Origin of the sequence: Prosthecomicrobium pneumaticum (genome assembly GCF_014199915.1) — a bacterium.
GTDB lineage: Bacteria > Pseudomonadota > Alphaproteobacteria > Rhizobiales > Kaistiaceae > Prosthecomicrobium > Prosthecomicrobium pneumaticum.
In genome coordinates this window covers 612,899-628,969 of the sequence record NZ_JACHOO010000003.1, presented here as the reverse complement: position 1 = coordinate 628,969, position 16,071 = coordinate 612,899, and the positions used below count along the sequence as shown (strand labels likewise).

16 protein-coding genes are annotated in these 16,071 nt (G+C 70.8%); 10 read left to right on the top strand and 6 right to left on the bottom strand.

Going from position 1 to position 16,071, the window contains the following annotated elements:
- The first annotated feature begins 78 nt into the window (after positions 1-78).
- A complete protein-coding gene (locus tag GGQ63_RS10045; RefSeq protein WP_183855235.1) occupies positions 79-2,772 on the top strand; it encodes an HAD-IC family P-type ATPase in 2,694 nt (897 codons plus the stop codon).
- Positions 2,773-2,791: 19 nt separating this feature from the next.
- Here the strand turns inward: GGQ63_RS10045 and ettA are convergent, their stop codons facing one another.
- Entirely contained in the window at positions 2,792-4,444 is a 1,653-nt protein-coding gene (gene ettA / locus GGQ63_RS10040) for an energy-dependent translational throttle protein EttA (protein ID WP_183855232.1), read from the bottom strand.
- 135 nt (positions 4,445-4,579) lie between these two features.
- Complete coding sequence (locus GGQ63_RS10035; RefSeq protein ID WP_183855229.1) at positions 4,580-5,800, bottom strand: NAD(P)/FAD-dependent oxidoreductase; 1,221 nt, start codon at positions 5,798-5,800, stop codon at positions 4,580-4,582.
- A gap of 208 nt (positions 5,801-6,008) precedes the next feature.
- On the opposite strand from GGQ63_RS10035, the gene GGQ63_RS10030 reads away from it, so the two are divergent.
- From GGQ63_RS10030 to GGQ63_RS10005, 6 genes are all read left to right on the top strand, one after another.
- A complete protein-coding gene (locus tag GGQ63_RS10030; RefSeq protein ID WP_246429698.1) occupies positions 6,009-7,031 on the top strand; it encodes an SIS domain-containing protein in 1,023 nt (340 codons plus the stop codon).
- Positions 7,028-8,179, top strand: a complete 1,152-nt coding sequence (nagA, locus tag GGQ63_RS10025) for an N-acetylglucosamine-6-phosphate deacetylase (protein ID WP_183855449.1) — start codon at positions 7,028-7,030, stop codon at positions 8,177-8,179. Before GGQ63_RS10030 ends, nagA begins: the two co-directional genes overlap by 4 nt.
- Positions 8,179-9,075 carry an ROK family protein gene (locus GGQ63_RS10020; RefSeq protein WP_183855227.1) on the top strand — a complete coding sequence of 299 codons (897 nt, stop codon included), beginning with the start codon at positions 8,179-8,181 and terminating at the stop codon, positions 9,073-9,075. The genes nagA and GGQ63_RS10020 overlap by 1 nt, the downstream gene beginning before the upstream one ends.
- Positions 9,076-9,091: 16 nt before the next feature.
- Positions 9,092-9,859, top strand: a complete 768-nt coding sequence (locus tag GGQ63_RS10015; RefSeq protein WP_183855226.1) for a copper homeostasis protein CutC — start codon at positions 9,092-9,094, stop codon at positions 9,857-9,859.
- Between the two features lie 129 nt (positions 9,860-9,988).
- Positions 9,989-10,213 carry a hypothetical protein gene (locus tag GGQ63_RS10010; protein ID WP_183855225.1) on the top strand — a complete coding sequence of 75 codons (225 nt, stop codon included), beginning with the start codon at positions 9,989-9,991 and terminating at the stop codon, positions 10,211-10,213.
- 52 nt (positions 10,214-10,265) lie between these two features.
- Complete coding sequence (locus GGQ63_RS10005) at positions 10,266-10,769, top strand: YciE/YciF ferroxidase family protein (protein WP_183855224.1); 504 nt, start codon at positions 10,266-10,268, stop codon at positions 10,767-10,769.
- 65 nt (positions 10,770-10,834) lie between these two features.
- Here GGQ63_RS10005 and GGQ63_RS10000 read toward each other — a convergent pair whose 3' ends face one another.
- The 4 genes from GGQ63_RS10000 to GGQ63_RS09985 form a co-directional block, all read right to left on the bottom strand.
- On the bottom strand, positions 10,835-13,288 hold the full coding sequence (locus GGQ63_RS10000; RefSeq protein WP_183855223.1) for a beta-mannosidase: 2,454 nt from the start codon (positions 13,286-13,288) through the stop codon (positions 10,835-10,837).
- 154 nt (positions 13,289-13,442) lie between these two features.
- Positions 13,443-13,727 carry a hypothetical protein gene (locus tag GGQ63_RS09995; protein ID WP_183855222.1) on the bottom strand — a complete coding sequence of 95 codons (285 nt, stop codon included), beginning with the start codon at positions 13,725-13,727 and terminating at the stop codon, positions 13,443-13,445.
- 67 nt (positions 13,728-13,794) lie between these two features.
- Positions 13,795-14,643, bottom strand: a complete 849-nt coding sequence (locus tag GGQ63_RS09990) for an SDR family oxidoreductase (RefSeq protein ID WP_183855221.1) — start codon at positions 14,641-14,643, stop codon at positions 13,795-13,797.
- 78 nt (positions 14,644-14,721) lie between these two features.
- Positions 14,722-14,967: a hypothetical protein gene (locus tag GGQ63_RS09985; protein WP_183855220.1), complete on the bottom strand. Its 246-nt coding sequence runs from the start codon at positions 14,965-14,967 to the stop codon at positions 14,722-14,724.
- Positions 14,968-15,107: 140 nt separating this feature from the next.
- Here GGQ63_RS09985 and GGQ63_RS09980 point away from each other — a divergent pair, with 140 nt between their 5' ends.
- The 3 genes from GGQ63_RS09980 (at position 15,108) to GGQ63_RS09970 (ending at position 16,049) form a co-directional block, all read left to right on the top strand.
- Entirely contained in the window at positions 15,108-15,404 is a 297-nt protein-coding gene (locus GGQ63_RS09980; RefSeq protein ID WP_183855219.1) for a hypothetical protein, read from the top strand.
- A gap of 73 nt (positions 15,405-15,477) precedes the next feature.
- Positions 15,478-15,666 carry a DUF3008 family protein gene (locus tag GGQ63_RS09975; RefSeq protein WP_183855218.1) on the top strand — a complete coding sequence of 63 codons (189 nt, stop codon included), beginning with the start codon at positions 15,478-15,480 and terminating at the stop codon, positions 15,664-15,666.
- 50 nt (positions 15,667-15,716) lie between these two features.
- Positions 15,717-16,049: a DUF2934 domain-containing protein gene (locus GGQ63_RS09970; RefSeq protein WP_183855217.1), complete on the top strand. Its 333-nt coding sequence runs from the start codon at positions 15,717-15,719 to the stop codon at positions 16,047-16,049.
- Positions 16,050-16,071: the final 22 nt, after the last annotated feature.

The window sequence follows — 16,071 nt, the reverse complement described above, 5'->3', positions numbered from 1 at the left end:
GTGCGGCGGCCGGCTTCGCCGCGCACCGACCGTCGGCGCGAAGGGGACGAGATGGCGGATCGACCGGCCCCGAGCGACATGCCCGAGCCCCCCTTCCACGCCCGTTCCGCTGCGGAGGTGCTCGCCGCCCTGGAGGCGCGGGCAACGGGGCTCTCGGATGCCGAGGCGGCCGCGCGGCTCGCCCGTCATGGACCGAATGCGCTGCCGGAGAAGCCCGGTCCGGGGCCTCTCCGACGTTTCCTGCGGCAGTTCGACAGCGCGCTGATCTATTTCCTCGTCGCGGCGAGCATCGCCGCCGCCCTGCTCGATCACCGGATCGACGCCGCCGTGATCCTCGCCGCCGTGCTGATCAACGCGGTGATCGGCTTCATTCAGGAAGGGCGGGCGGAGAACGCGCTGGCGGCGATCCGCACGATGGTCGCGCCGCGCGCGAGCCTCTGGCGCGACGGCCGGCGGATCGGCGTCGCGGTGGCCGACATCGTGCCCGGCGACATCGTCGCGCTCGAGCCCGGCGACCGCGTGCCGGCCGACCTGCGGCTGCTGCGGGCGCGGTCGCTGCGCATCGACGAGGCGATGCTGACCGGCGAATCCGTCGCGGCTGAGAAGCACGCCGGGCGCGTCGCGGCCGCGGCCCCCCTCGCCGAGCGCGGCTCGATGGCCTATTCGGGCACGCTCGTCGTCGCCGGTCAGGCGACGGGGATCGCCGTGGCGACGGGCCGCGACACCGAGATCGGCCGGATCAGCGGCCTCATCGAGACGGCCGAGGCGGCGACCACGCCGCTCCTGCGCCAGATCGACCGCTTCGCCACCCGCTTCACCTGGATCGCGCTCGCCGCATCGGTCGCCCTCTTCCTTTTCGCGACGCTGGTGCGCGGCTTCCCGTGGGACGAGGCGCTGATCGCCGTCGTCGCCCTCGCCGTCGGCGCGATTCCGGAAGGTCTGCCGGCCGTCATCACCATCACGCTGGCGATCGGCGTGCAGCGCATGGCGCGCCGCAAGGCGGTCGTCCGCCGCCTGCCGGCGGTCGAGACGCTCGGCTCGACCTCGGTGATCTGCACCGACAAGACCGGCACACTGACCCGAAACGAAATGACGGCGCGCCGGATCGTCACCCTCGGTGGCCGGCTGCTCGCTACCGGCGCGGGCTATGGCGCCGGCGGCACGCTCGCTGCAGAGGACGGCATCGACGACGCCGGCGCGCTCGAGTCGGCCTTGCCCCTGATCCGCTGCGGCGTGTTGTGCAACGATGCGGAGCTGCGGTCCGCGGGTGGCCGCGTCCTCGTCGAGGGCGACCCGATGGAGGGCGCGCTGCTCGCCCTCGCCGCCAAGGCGGGGCTCGATCCGGCCCATCTGCGCACCGCCTGGCCGCGGCTCGAGGAAATTCCCTTCGACGCGCGCCACCGCTTCATGGCGAGCCTGCACACCGGGCCGGACGGCACCCGCACCCTCTTCGTCAAGGGAGCGCCGGAACGCCTGCTCGATCTCTGTGCGACGGAGGCGGGACCGGAAGGACCGCGGCCGCTCGAGCCCGGGCGGTGGACGGAGGCGATCCGCGCCGCCGCCTCGGCCGGCGAGCGTGTGCTCGGCTTCGCGAGCCGGCCGGCTTCGCCGGACGAGACGCTCGATTTCGCCGCGGTCGAGCGCGGCCTCGCCTTTCTCGGCCTGGTCGGGCTCGTTGATCCGCCGCGGGAGGAGGCCGCCGCGGCGATCGCCGAGTGCCGCTCGGCCGGCATCGCCGTCAAGATGATCACCGGCGACCATGCCGCCACCGCCGGAGCGATCGCCCGGCAGCTCGCCCTCGCGGACGAAGGCGCGGTCGTCACCGGGGCGGAACTCGACCGCACGGACGACGCCGCATTGCCGGCGCTCGCGGCGAGGGCCGCCGTGTTCGCCCGAACGAGCCCGGAGCACAAGCTGCGTCTCGTCCGGGCGCTGCAGGCGGGCGGCGCCGTCGTTGCGATGACCGGGGACGGCGTCAACGACGCGCCGGCCCTGAAGCAGGCCGATATCGGCATCGCCATGGGCGACAAGGGCACCGAGGCGGCGAAGGAAGCCGCCGGCATGGTGCTGCTCGACGACAATTTCGTCTCGATCGTCGCGGCCGTGCGCGAGGGCCGCGTCGTCAACGACAACATCCGCAAGGTGATCGCCTGGACCATGCCGACCAATGGCGGCGAGACGCTCGCCGTGGTCGCGGCGATCTTTCTCGGCCTCGCCATGCCGATGTCGGCGGTGCAGATCCTGTGGGTCAACCTCGTCACGGAGGTGACGCTCGGCCTCGTGCTCGCCTTCGAGCCGGCGGAGCCGGGCGTGATGCAGCGCCGGCCGCGCCCGGCCGATGCCCCGCTCCTGTCGCGCTTCCTCGTCTGGCGGATCGGCTTCGTGTCGCTGCTGTTCGCGATCGGCACGTTCGGCATCTTCGCCTATGCGCTCGCGCGCGGCCACGACATCGAGACGGCGCGCACGCTGGTGGTCGATCTCGTCGTCGTGTTCGAGATCTTCTACCTCTTCGCCGTGCGCTACACGCACACCACCTCCTTCACCTGGCGCGGCGCTCTCGGCACAGGCCCCGTGCTCGCCGCGCTCGCCGCGATCGTCGCCGCGCAGCTCGCCTTCACCTATGCGCCCTTCATGCAGGCGGTCTTCGACACGAGGCCCGTATCGCTCGCCGACGGCCTCGTCGTGCTCGCCGCCGGCGCGGGGCTGATGCTGATCCTCGAGGCCGAGAAGGCCGTGCTGCGCCGGACCGGATGGTTCGGCGGGCCCGACTGAGCCCGCCGGACTCCCGCGCTCAGCGCGTCAGGCGCTTGTACTTGATCCGCTTCGGCATCACCGAATCGGGGCCGAGGCGGCGCTTCTTGTCTTCCTCGTAATCGGCGAAATTGCCCTCGAACCATTCGACATGGCTGTCGCCCTCGAAGGCGAGGATGTGCGTCGCGAGCCGGTCGAGGAACATGCGATCGTGCGAGATGATGACGGCGCAGCCGGCGAAGTCCTCGAGCGCCTCTTCGAGCGCGGCGAGGGTCTCGGTGTCGAGGTCGTTGGTCGGCTCGTCGAGCAGGATGACGTTGTTGGCGTCCTTGAGGAGCTTCGCCATGTGGACGCGATTGCGCTGGCCGCCCGACAGGGAGCCGACCTTCTGCTGCTGGTCGCCGCCCTTGAAGTTGAAGGCGCCGACATAGGCGCGGGTGTTGACCTCGCGCTTGCCGAGATAGAACACCTCGGCGCCGCCCGACACCTCCTCCCACACCGTCTTGTTGCCGTCGAGCGCGTCGCGGCTCTGGTCGACATAGCCGAGATGCACCGTCTCGCCGATCGAGATCGAGCCGGAATCGGGCTGCTCCTGGCCGGTGATCATGCGGAACAGCGTCGTCTTGCCGGCGCCGTTCGGGCCGATGATGCCGACGATGCCGCCGGGCGGCAGCTTGAAGGACAGATTGTCGATCAGCAGCCGGTCGCCATAGGATTTCGACAGGTTCTCGACCTCGATCACCTTGTCGCCGAGCCGCTCGCCGGTCGGGATGACGATCTGCGCCTGGCCGAGCACACGCTCCTCGGCGCGGCGGACCAGCTCGTCATAGGCCTTGATACGCGCCTTCGACTTGGTCTGGCGGGCCTTGGGCGAGGCCGAGATCCACTCCCGCTCGCGCGAGATGGCGCGCTGCCGGGCCGCCTCTTCGCGGCCCTCCTGCTCCATCCGCTTCGCCTTCTTCTCGAGATAGACGGAGTAATTGCCCTCGTACGGGATGCCACGGCCGCGATCGAGCTCGAGGATCCAGCCGGTGACGTTGTCGAGGAAGTAGCGGTCGTGGGTGACGATCAGGATCGCCCCCGGATATTCGCGCAGATGGTTTTCCAGCCAGTTGATCGATTCGGCGTCGAGATGGTTGGTCGGCTCGTCGAGGAGCAGAAGGTCGGGCTGTTCGAGCAGCAGCTTGCAGAGCGCGACGCGGCGCTTCTCGCCGCCCGACAGCTTCGACACGTCGGCGTCGCCCGGCGGGCAGCGCAGCGCGTCCATCGCCATCTCGACCTGGCTCTCGAGATCCCAGAGGTTCTGGCTGTCGATGATGTCCTGGAGCTTCGCCCCCTCCTCCGCGGTCTCGTCGGAGTAGTTCATCATCAGCTCGTTGTAGCGGTCGAGGATCGCCTTCTTCTTGGCGACGCCCTCCATGACGTTCTCCATCACGTCCTTCGACGGATCGAGCTGCGGCTCCTGCGGCAGGTAGCCGACGGTGGCGCCCTGCGCCACCCAGGCCTCGCCGGTATACTCCTTGTCGATGCCGGCCATGATCTTCAAGAGCGTCGACTTGCCCGAACCGTTCGGGCCGAGCACGCCGATCTTGGCGTCCGGGTAGAAGGAGAGATGGATGTTCTCCAGCACCTTCTTGCCACCGGAATAGGCCTTGGTCAGGCCCTGCATGAAATAGATGAACTGGCGCGCCATCGCCGCGTGACCCTCTGCCTGCCGCGCGCCAAGGGGCACGCCGTCCTGTCGGGAGATGGCGCCTGATGTAGCGAGGCGCCGCCGCTTCGGCAAGCAAGGCGCGCAGCGGCGGTCAGCCGTGCGGCGGCGGGGGCCTCAGCGCGGCACGAGCTTCTTCAGGTCCGTCGCCTCGTCGGCCACCACCTCCGGCGCGGGCGAAATGCCGGCGCCGATCATCCGGCGGCCGACCATGTGGTCGGCGGCGCGGTTGATCGAATCGACCGCGACGAGCACCTCGCCGCGATAGTGGAAGACGGAGAAGGCGCCGCTCTCCTGCCGGCCGCGGACGACGCTGCGCGTCGCGTCGATCGCGAGGCCGACCATCTGCAGCTTGACGTCGGCCTGGTCCGACCAGAACCACGGCACCGCATCGAAGGCCTCGCGCCGGCCGACGAGCGTCGCCGCCGCGGTCTTCGCCTGATCGACGGCGTTCTGCACGCTTTCGAGCCGGACGTGACGGCCGAGCATCGGGTGGAGGAAGGAGACGCCGTCGCCGGCGGCGACGATGCGCGGATCCTCCGTCGCCATGAAGGGGTCGACGGCAATGCCGTTGCCGACCTCGAGCCCCGCCGCCTCGGCGAGCTCGGTGTTCGGCACGACGCCGACGCCGACCACCACGAGATCGGCGGGAATGCGCCGGCCCTCCGCGGTCTCGACCGCGACGGCGCGCGCCTCTTCGCCGACGACGGCCGCGAGCGCCGTTCCGAGCCGCACATCGCTGCCCCAGCCGCGATGGAGAGCGAGGAAATGCTCCGAGACGAGCGGCGCCACCGCCCGGCCCATCAGCCGCGGCGCGGCCTCGAGAATGGTCACCGCCTTGCCGAGCGCACGCGCTGTCGCCGCGATCTCGAGGCCGATGAAGCCGCCGCCGACCACCACGACCTCGCGCGCCGCATGCAGCCGGGCGCGCAGCGCCCGGCCGTCCGCCGCGGTGCGGAGGAAGAACACGCCGTCGAGATCGATGCCCGGCACGTCCGGCACGCGCGGCCGCGCGCCGACGGCGAGCACGAGCCCGTCGAAGCCGAGCGCCCCGCCGCTTGCGAGCGTCACCCGCCCCGCGGCCCGGTCGATCGCCGTCACCGTCTCTGCGAGCAGGAGCCGCACGCCGTTGGTCGCATAGAAGGCCTCGGGGCGGAGCACCTGCGTCTCCTCCTCGAGATTCTTCAGATAGGCCTTCGACAGGGGCGGCCGGTGATAGGGCAGGTCCGGCTCTGACGAGACGAGCGTCAGCGGGCCCTGATAGCCCTCCTGGCGCAGGCTCGCCGCGGCCTGCGATCCGGCATGCCCACCGCCGATGATGATGATGCCGTCCGCCATTGCCCTACCCTTCCGAAAGTGCGCGGACAGTGCCACCCGATCGGGGCGCCGGCAAGCCGGCCGGCCGGCGGAAATGCGGCAAGAGGTTATAACGAGTCTTCCAAGCGATCCCGCTTTGGTGTTTAGAGACGCCGGGCATGGGCGAGGCCCGCCCCTTGATGCCGGGGCGCGGACGGGCCATGACGAAGCGGACAGGAGAGGCGTCGCCATGACGACATTGATGCGGGCCGAGATCGACGAGACGCCCGAAGCTGTCCGGCGGCTGCTCGACCGATCGGCGGGCGCGATCGAGACGGCCGGCCGCCGGCTCGCCGCGCTCGATCCGAAGGTGATCGTCACGGTCGGCCGCGGCTCTTCCGACCATGCGGCCACCTATTTCAAATATGCCTGCGAGATCACCACCGGCGTGCCGGTCGCCTCGCTCGGACCCTCGGTCGCCTCGGTCTACCGCGCCCCGCTGAAGCTCGAGGGCGCCGCCGCGCTCGCCGTCTCGCAGTCGGGCAAGAGCCCCGATCTGCTCGCCCTCTTCGATGCGGCGCGGGCCGGCGGCGCGACGACGATCGCGCTCGTCAATGTCGAGGATTCGCCGCTCGCGACCCGCGCCGACGCCTTCGTGCCGCTGCGCGCCGGGCCGGAGCGGAGCGTCGCGGCGACGAAGTCTTTCGTGACGGCGATCGTCGCCGGGCTCGCGCTTCTCGCCGAATGGCGCGGGGACGACGCGCTGAAGGCGGCGCTCGCGGCGCTGCCCGACCAGCTCGCCGCGGCGCTCGACGCCGATTGGGGCGCGGCCGAGGAGACCTTCGTCGCCGCCGCCTCGCTCTATACGCTCGGCCGCGGTCCGGGCTTCGCGGTCGCCCTCGAAGCGGCGCTGAAGTTCAAGGAGACCGCCATCCTGCACGCCGAGGCCTATTCGGGCGCCGAGCTGCAGCACGGCCCGGTCTCGCTCGTCGACGAGCACTTCCCGCTGCTCGCCTTCATCCCCGAGGACGCCGCCGCCGACAGCCTCGCCGCCACCGCGTCGGCGCTCGCAAGCCGCGGCGCCAAGGTGTTCGCGGCGACGACGCGCGATCTCGCGGCGCCGCTTCTGCCGGGTGTTGCCACCGGCCATCCGCTCACCGCGCCGCTGCCGCTGCTCCTCTCCTTCTATCGCCTCGTCGAGCGGGTGGCAGTGGCGCGGGGCAAGGACCCCGACAATCCGCGCGGCCTCAAGAAGGTGACGGAGACGCTCTGATGGCGATCAAGGCCTTCATCGCCGACCGCCTGTTCGACGGCGGCCGCATCGCGCGCGATCAGGCGCTCCTCGTCGAGGACGGCCGCGTGCGTGCGGTGGTCGGGCCGGGCGGCATTCCGGAAAGCGCGGCACGCGAGACCATCGCGGCCGATCTCGTCGCGCCGGGCTTCGTCGACCTGCAGGTGAATGGCGGCGGCGGTGTGCTGCTGGGCGGCGACACGACGCTCGAGGGCGTCCGCACGATCTGCGCCACGCATGCCCGGCACGGCACGACGGCGATCCTGCCGACGCTGATCACCGAGAGCGCGCAGGCGACCGATCATGCGATCGAGACGGTCCGCGCGGCGATCGCCACGCGCGTTCCCGGCTGTCTCGGCCTGCACATGGAGGGCCCGCATCTCTCGGTCGCCCGCAAGGGCGCGCACGACCCGGCGCTGATCCGGCCGATGGACGCGGCCGATTTCGCCCGCGTCACGTCGACCGGGATCGGGCATGTGCTGCTCACCGTCGCCGCCGAGACCGTGCCGGCGCACCAGATCGCCCGGCTCGCCGCGGCGGGCGTCACCGTGTCGATCGGCCATTCGGATGCGCCGGCGGCGCTCGTGCTCGAAGCGGCGGATGCCGGCGCCCGGCTCGTCACCCATCTCTTCAACGCGATGAGCCCGCTCGGCCACCGCGAGCCGGGCGTCGTCGGCGCTGCGCTCGGCCATGGCGGCCTTTCCTGCGGGCTGATCGCCGACGGCTTCCACGTCCACCCGCTCGCCATCCACGCCGCGCTCGCGGCGAAGGCCGGGCCGGGCTCGATCTTCCTCGTTTCCGACGCGATGCACGCCTTCGGCGCGCCGGGCGACACCTTCACGCTCAACGGCCGCACCATCTATCGCCGAGCCGGGCGGCTGACGCTCGAGGACGGCACGCTCGCCGGCGCCGATATCGATCTCGCCGGCTGCGTCCGCTTCCTCGTCGAGACGGTCGGCGTCGAGCGGGCGCAGGCGCTCGCCATGGCGACCGCGCTGCCGGCGAAGGCGATCGGCGCGGAGGCGAGCCATGGCCGCCTCGCGCCCGGCACCCGCGCCGATTTCGTCGCCCTGTCCGCCGATCACGCCGTCACCGGCGTCTGGGTCGGCGGCGAACCGGTCGCACGCTGATGCGCCTCGCTTTCGACATCGGCGGATCGAAGATCGACTTCGCGATGGTCGCCGAAGACGGCGGTATCGCCCACCGCGCCACCCGGCCGACGCCGCGCGAGCACTGGGATGATTTCGTCGCGACGATGCGGGCGCTGCTCGAGGGTGCGCCCGACGGGCCGGTCGGCCTCTCGATCGCCGGCACGACCGACCCGCGCACCGGCATGGCGCTCGCCGCCAACGTCCCGGTGACGAACGGCCATCGGCTGGAGGCCGAACTCGGCGCCGCGCTCGGCCGGACGGTGAAGGCGGGCAACGACGCCGATTGTTTCGCCCTCGCCGAGGCGACGGTCGGTCCCGGACGGGGCCATGCCGTGGTGTTCGGCATCATTCTCGGCTCGGGTGTCGGCGGCGGGCTCGTCGTCGAGGGCCGGATCGTGCGCGGCACCACGGGCGTCGCTGGCGAATGGGGCCATGGGCCGATCCTCGTCGACGCCGGGCTCGCCCGGGGCGTTCCGCCGATCCGCTGCGGCTGCGGCCAGTATGGCTGCGTCGACGCCTATGGCAGCGCCCGCGGCCTCGAGAAGATCTTCCGCGCCCAGACCGGCCGGGATGCGCCGAGCGACGCGGTCACCGCCGCCTGGCACGAAGGCGAGCCGGAGGCGACGCGGGCGGTCGAAGCGCAGCTCGACTTTCTCGCCGGGCCGCTCGCCATGGTGGTCAACACGGTGGGCGCCGGCCTCGTGCCGGCCGGCGGCGGGCTCGCCGGCGACGCGCGGCTGATCGCCGCCCTCGACGCGCGCGTGCGAGCCGGTACGCTGCACCGCTTCGACACCCCGCTCGTCGTGCCCGGCGCGACGCGCGCCGCTTCCGGTCTCATCGGCGCCGCAATGCTCGTCGAGCCTGTCGCGCCATGACGCTGCGGGTCGAGCCATGACGATCACCGTCGAGATCTGCGTCGACACGCCGGACGGCCTCGCCGCCGCCCTCGCCGCCGGCGCCGACCGCATCGAGCTCTGCGCCGCGCTGGCGCTCGGCGGGCTGACGCCCTCGGCCGGCCTGATCTCGCTCGCCGCGGGCCTTGCGATCCCGGTCTACGCGATGGTGCGGCCCCGCGAGGGCGATTTCCTCGCCACGCCGGCGGAGATCGACCAGATGCGGCGCGACATCGATGCGATACGGGCGGCCGGTCTCGCCGGCGTCGTGTTCGGCGTGTCCGATGTCGACGGCCGTCTCGACACGGAGGCGCTCGGCCGGCTCGTCGCGCATGCCGAGGGGCTCGGCACGACGCTCCACCGCGCCTTCGACCTCGCGCCCGACCCGTTCGAGGCGATCGAGACGGCGATCGCGCTCGGCTTCGAGCGCGTGCTCACCTCGGGCGGTGCGCTGCGCGTCGAGGACGCCCTGCCGCGCGTCGCGGCGCTGATCGCGCAGGCGGCGGGCCGCATCGCCGTCATGCCGGGCGGCGGCGTCACGGCGGAGAATGCCGAGACCATCCTGAAGAAGACCGGCGCCGTCGAGATCCATGCCTCCTGCCGGCAGGCCCGGCTCGACATCGCCCCCGCTGCCGTGGCGCTCGGCTTCGCCACCGCGCCCACTCGCCCCGCCACCTCCGAGAGCGGCGTGCGCGCCCTCGTCGAGGCGGTTCGCGCCGGGCTCTCGGGTTCCTGGCGCGACGACTGGGGCGCCCATATCGGCTGACGGAAAGGCCGCGCTGTCGCTTGGTTCCGGCGGCCGAGATTCTTTTTCGGCCCGGAACGATCGCGCCGAGATCGTCTTTTCCCCGCATCGCAAGGCCGGCCCCCGGCCTCGATCGGAGGACAGGAGACGATGGCCATCCGACGGTCCGAAAGCCGCCCCATCCCTCACGGCAGCGCCGACGAGCGCAGCACCAGTTCCGGCACAGACGAGAACATCCGACGCCACCAGCGGACGGATGTCGTCGATCTCGGGCGGCGCGGCGGCACGGAGGACAGCGGCATCGGACAGGAGCCTTCGGACGCGCCCGAGGCGGACGACCGCAACGGCATGCGGCCGGGCCACGGCCCTTCCTGATCCTCCGACGCCGACACCCTTACAGAATCCGACACCCCCGAAGGAGGCACCGATGAAAGATCTCAACGAACTCTTCGTCCATATGCTGAAGGACGTGCTCTATGCCGAGCGCGCCATCCTGAAGAACCTGCCGAAGATGGCCAAGAAGGCGGATTCCGATGAACTCCGCCAGGCCTTCGAAAACCATGTTCAGGAGACCGAAGGCCAGGTCGAGCGCCTCGAGCAGATCTTCGAGCAGCTCGGCAAGGCGCCGCGGGCCGTCACCTGCGACGCGATGGTGGGCCTCGTCGAGGAGGCGAAGAGCGTGATGGAAGAGGCGAAGGACCCGGACGTCCTCGACGCCGGCATCCTCGCCGCGGCGCAGGCGGTCGAGCATTACGAGATCGCCCGCTACGGGACCCTGCTCGCCTGGGCCAAGCAGCTCGGCCTCAAGGATGCCGTACCGCTGCTCGAGCAGACGCTCGAGGAAGAGAAGAATGCCGACGTTCTCCTCACCAAGCTCGCCACCGGCAAGCTGAACAAGGAAGCGATGGGCGGCCGTTCCAAGGCGGCGTAATCCGCCTTCTTTCTGGTCGCGCCCTCGGAACCCCGGCCTTCTGGCCGGGGTTTCGTCGTTGGAACCTACCGATAGCTCCAGGCGAGATGCCGCGCGACGACCGCCTCGATACCGGGCAGCGGCGTGCCGGGCTCGGGACGGAACGTCACGCTGCGCGGTTCGCCGGGCAGCAGCAGGAAGCTCGCATCGTCGAAATGGCCGGCAAACCCGTCCGCCTCCGGCCGGACGAAGAAGGCCGGCCGGTCGGTGGAGAGACGGAAGCGGCCGGGGCCTTCGGGCTCGACGGAAACGGTCGCGGCCGGCAGGTCGAAGCGCTTGAAACGCTCGGCGAAGACGACGAACTGCAGCATCGGATCCCAGTCCGCGGCACCCTCCTCCTTCGCGTCGAGGACGAGGAACCGGTCGAGGCCCGCCGGCGCCGGCACGACGGCGATCTCGCCCGCACGGTCGGGTGACAATTCGGCGTCGCGGATCTCGTCGCAATGGACCGCGCCGTCGAGGCCGATCACGCGCAGCCGCAGCGCGAGGCGGACGGGCTCCGCCCGATCGTCGACGCCCGTGATGCGGACGATGCCGTCCTCGACCTTCGCCGCGAGCGCCACCGGCGCGAAGAATCGCCTGGCGTGATGATGCAGCGTCTTCCAGCAAAGGCTGTGATCGACCGATGACCACGACACCGCGGGCCAGACGTCGTTCAACTGCCAGTAGAGCGCGCCCATCGCATGCGGCTTCAGGCTCCGCCACCAGCGGACCGCCGTCTCGATCGCGAAGGCCTGCTGCAGTTGCGAGAGATAGACGAACTGCGCGAAGCCGGTCGGCATGCGGAAATAGCGCGCCATCGTATCGATGATGCGCGCATTGCCGGCCCGATCGCGCTGATGGAATTCCATCACCGGTGCGGTGGCGTTCCGTTCGTCGGGACCCGCGAAACGGCCGATCGCGGTCAATGTCGGAAAGGCCTGGAAGCCGAATTCCGAGCAGAAGCGCGGCTTCACCGTGAAGTAATGCTCGAAATTCTTGTTCGAGTGCCAGACGTCCCAGAAATGCATGTCGCCGGAGCCGTCGTCGTGCCAGGCGTCGCCATAGTCGAGACTGCCATTGCAGGGGCTCGACGGCCAGAACAGCCGGCCCGGATCGCTCTCGGTGACCGCCGCCTCGATCGCGCGGTTGAGACGGTCGTAATTGACGAGATAGCGGTCACGGTTGTTCTTCGAGAGATCGTACCAGGTGAGCGAGCCGATCACCTCGTTGTCGCCGCACCAGAGCGCGATCGACGGCCGGCTCGCCAGCCGCTTCACCTGATAGCGCAGTTCCGCATCGACCGCGGCGAGGAAGTCGGGCGTCGAGGGATATTGCGAGCAGGAGAACATCATGTCCTGCCAGACCATCAGGCCGAGCGCGTCGCAGGCGTCGTAGAAGGCGTCGACCTCGTAGAAGCCGCCGCCCCAGACGCGGATCATGTTCATGTTCGCCTCGACGGCCGCGCCGAGCAGCGCCGCGATACGCTCGGATGTGATGCGGGACGGCAGCGCATCCGCCGGGATCCAGTTGGCGCCCTTCGCGAAGATCGCCCGGCCGTTCACCTTGACCGTCAGCGCCGTGCCCGCCTCGTCGCGGCTCTGGTCCCATTCGAGATGGCGGAAGCCGATCCGCCGCACGGCTTCATCGCCGGGAATGGTGACGAGCGCCTCGAAGAGCGGCTGCGCCCCCATGCCGGCGGGCCACCAGAGCGCCGGCGCGGCGATGTCGAGCGCCAGCGTGACGGCGCCCTTGCCCCCCGCGATCACGGCGGTGCCCTCGACCGTTTCGCCGCACAGCGCGAGCCGGACCGGCACCGCGCCGTCGGCGCGGCCGACGAGCTCGACCCGCGCCTCGACGGTGACGACGTCGCGGCCGTCGCCGGCGAAGGCGTGGTGATGCTGGCGCAGCACGACGTGCTCGATCCCTGCGGCCTCATAGAGGTGGAGCACGGGTGGAGCATAGACGCCGGCGACGAGCAGGCACGGTCCCCAGTCCCAGCCGCCGTGACACTGCGGCTTGCGGATCATGTTGAGGTCGGGGACGCGGTTGTTGGAAACGCTCCAGGGGATCGGGAAGGGTAGCTTCGCCGCCCGCCGGCTCGCCTCGGCGACCGGCGGCGCGAAGCGCAACCGGATCTCGTTCTCGCCGGGGCGCAGCCACGCGCCGATGTCGATCCGGTGGCGGATGAAGGCGCTGTCGAGCGAGGCCGCGACATGTCCGTTGACGAGGAGCGTCGCGATCGTGTCGACGAATTCGAGCTCGAGCACCGCCCAGCGACCGGCGAGCTCCGCCTCCGTCAGCGCGAGGCTGCGCACGATCTCCCAATCCCGCTCGCCCACCCACTGCACCGCGGCCTCGTTCGTTCCGGCATGCGGATCGTCGATCCGGCCGAGCGCGAGGAGAGCGGAGTGGATATCCCCCGGGATCGGACAGGCGCCGACCGCCGCGCCCACGGCATCGACGAGCAGCCAGTCACCGGAGAGGGAGAGATGCGACATCGTGGGCGGTCCTGTACGGGCGGGGCCGGCATCAGACCGCGGCAGCATACTGAAATCAACGCAGAGTTTTGCCCTCGGGGAGAGGGGGCGCCCGCCCGATCACCCTCCCCCGCTTGGCGGGAGAGGGTAAACGTGTGCGGCAAGCAATACGCGGCTAGCCGCCGCGCAGCCCGCCGCCGCCGACCTTGTCGTCGGCATAGCTCGGCGCGCCGGCATTGCCCTGCTCGCCGACCGAACCGCCCTTGCCCCCCGAAAAGCGGGCGGCATCGTCCTCCTTCGCCCGGTCCGGACCGCCGATATGGCGCTTGCTCTCCGGGCCGGTCTCGATCGGGCTCTCGACCTCGTTCATCGGCTTGTCGCTGCCGCCGCCCTGAATGTCGGGCGGCCGCTTCTCGTTGCCGAGCGCACTGTTGCCGGCATTGGTCTGATGATCGGTCATGGTGGCGTCTCCTCTCATCTGGTCCGGACCAATCCCGGCGCGGGCAAGCGGTTCCGTGCGACCCGGCTCAGGCGAACACGGACCCGCCGTTCGGATGGAGCACCTGACCGGTGATGTAGGAGGAGTCGTCCGAGGCGAGGAAGACGTAGCAGGCCGCGACCTCGTCCGGCTCGCCGGGGCGCTTCATCAGCGTGTCCTGGCCGAACTCCGCGACCTTCTCGGCCGGGAAGCTCGCGGGGATCAGTGGCGTCCAGATCGGCCCGGGCGCGACGGCGTTGACGCGGATGCCCTTGTCGGCGAGCTGGCCGGCGAGCGCGCGGGTGAAGGCGAGCAGTGCGCCCTTGGTCGCGGAGTAGTCGACCAGCATCGGATTGCCCCGGAAGGCGGTGACCGAGGTCGTGTTGATGATCACGCCGCCCTTGCCCATTTTCGGCAGCGCCGCCTTGGTGAGATGGAAAGCGCCGAACACATTGGTGCGGAAGGTGCGCTCGAACTGGCGCTCGTCGATGGTGCTGAAATCCTCGACGACGTGCTGCTCGGCGGCGTTGTTGACGAGAATGTCGATCCGCCCGCCGGCCTCGGCCACAGCCTTCCTCGCCGTTTCCGGATCGCCGATGTCGCCGCGCACCAGAGCGCAGGAACGGCCCTCGGCCTCGACCAGCGAGCGGGTCTTCTCGGCGTCCTCGTCCTCATCGAGATAGAGGATGACGACGTCGGCGCCTTCCTTGGCGAAGGCGATCGCCACGGCCCGGCCGATGCCGCTGTCGCCGCCGCTGATCACGGCCTTGCGGCCGACCAGCCGGTCGGCGGATTTCAGGGTCCGCGCCTCGCCCTCGGGCGCGGGGTTCATCTCGCTCTGCAGACCGGGCTGACGGTCCTGCACTTGCGGGGGAAGCTTCTCGCCGGGCTCTGTCATGCGCACACGCTCCTGTTGTCGAGGATGGGCGCAGAACGGCGGGCGCGGCGCGGATGTTCCCCGCGTCCCGCCGGTCGGTCAGCCGGAGAGCGTGAAGAGGTCCCGCTGCAGATCGATCCGCTCGCGTGCGGCGCGCAACAGGTCGCCCTCGGCCGGGCGGTCGTCGTAGCGGCGGATGTTGACGGCGTCCCAGGTGCGCCCGCCCTCGTCGACGACGACGATCTCGAGGCCCGCGACGCCGCGCGTCGGCGCGTGGACGGCGAGTTCCTCGAGGCAGATCTGGCGAAGCTCGTCGGCGCGCTTCGCGGCGCGGTAAAGGATCACCGAGGCCTTCCTCCATCCGGTCTGTGAGCTTAACGCCGCTGGCGCGCAACTCGGCGCGAGCCCGCAAGACTATCCACAGGCTTATTGCGGAACGGCAGCGCGCGCGTCCCGTTCTCGTCGCGACAGGCAAGGAGGCGATCATGCCCGACCCACGCGACCCGGTGCTCCGCCCGGACCAGCCCGACCGCCGGCAAGAGCTTGAAGACGGGGGCGCCGCGCTGATCGATTCGCACGTCGCAGACGGCGAGAAGCCGGTCTATGGCGAACCCGGCGGCCCCCGGCCGCCGCGCTTCCGGCGCGGCCCGGATGAAGCCGGACCGACGAGCGGGCGCTATGGCGGCCCGCAGGACACTGACCGGGCAGGATTTTTCGGCGGCACGGGGGATCCGCCGGCAGCTCCCGAGAAGGACGACCCGGCGCTCGAGGATTCGCCGTGAAGCCGGGAACTTCCTGACCGAACGGCTCGTTGTTGCGCTGCACGAAATTGACCGCCACTCTGAGGAGGCAGAAATGCCTGCCAAGTCGAAAGCGCAGCAGAAGGCTGCCGGAGCCGCCCTCGCCGCCAAGCGGGGCGATGTGAAGAAGAGCGAGCTCAAGGGCGCTTCCAAAGAGATGGTCGACAGCATGTCGGAGAAAGAGCTTCACGACCTCGCCTCGACCAGACGGAAGGGCAAGCCCGAGCACGTCGACAAAGACTGACCGCTCGTGAAACACGGGATGGCCGCGTTCGGCCGAGGGGAGACTTGGACATGACGACGGAGAATCGGGAAGAGCGCATTCGCGTCCGTGCCTACGAGATCTGGGTCGCCGAAGGCATGCCCGCGGGTCGCGAGGCCGACCATTGGTACAATGCGGAGCGCGAGATCGCCGAAGCGGAGCAGCCGGCACCCGCCGAGAACGGCCATGCCGCCGCCGGCGAGCTCTCGGCGATGCCCGAGATGAAGGGAGCCGCCGAGGGTCCGAGGGCGCGCACCCGCAGCAGCCGGGCGAAGCCCGCCGCGGCCGAAACGGCCGCTCTGACCGAGGGCGTCGCGCAGCCGCGCCCGCCGCGCACCACCAAGCGGGCGGCGAAGCCCGCCTGAGGCACGCCCCTCCCGGGGGGCA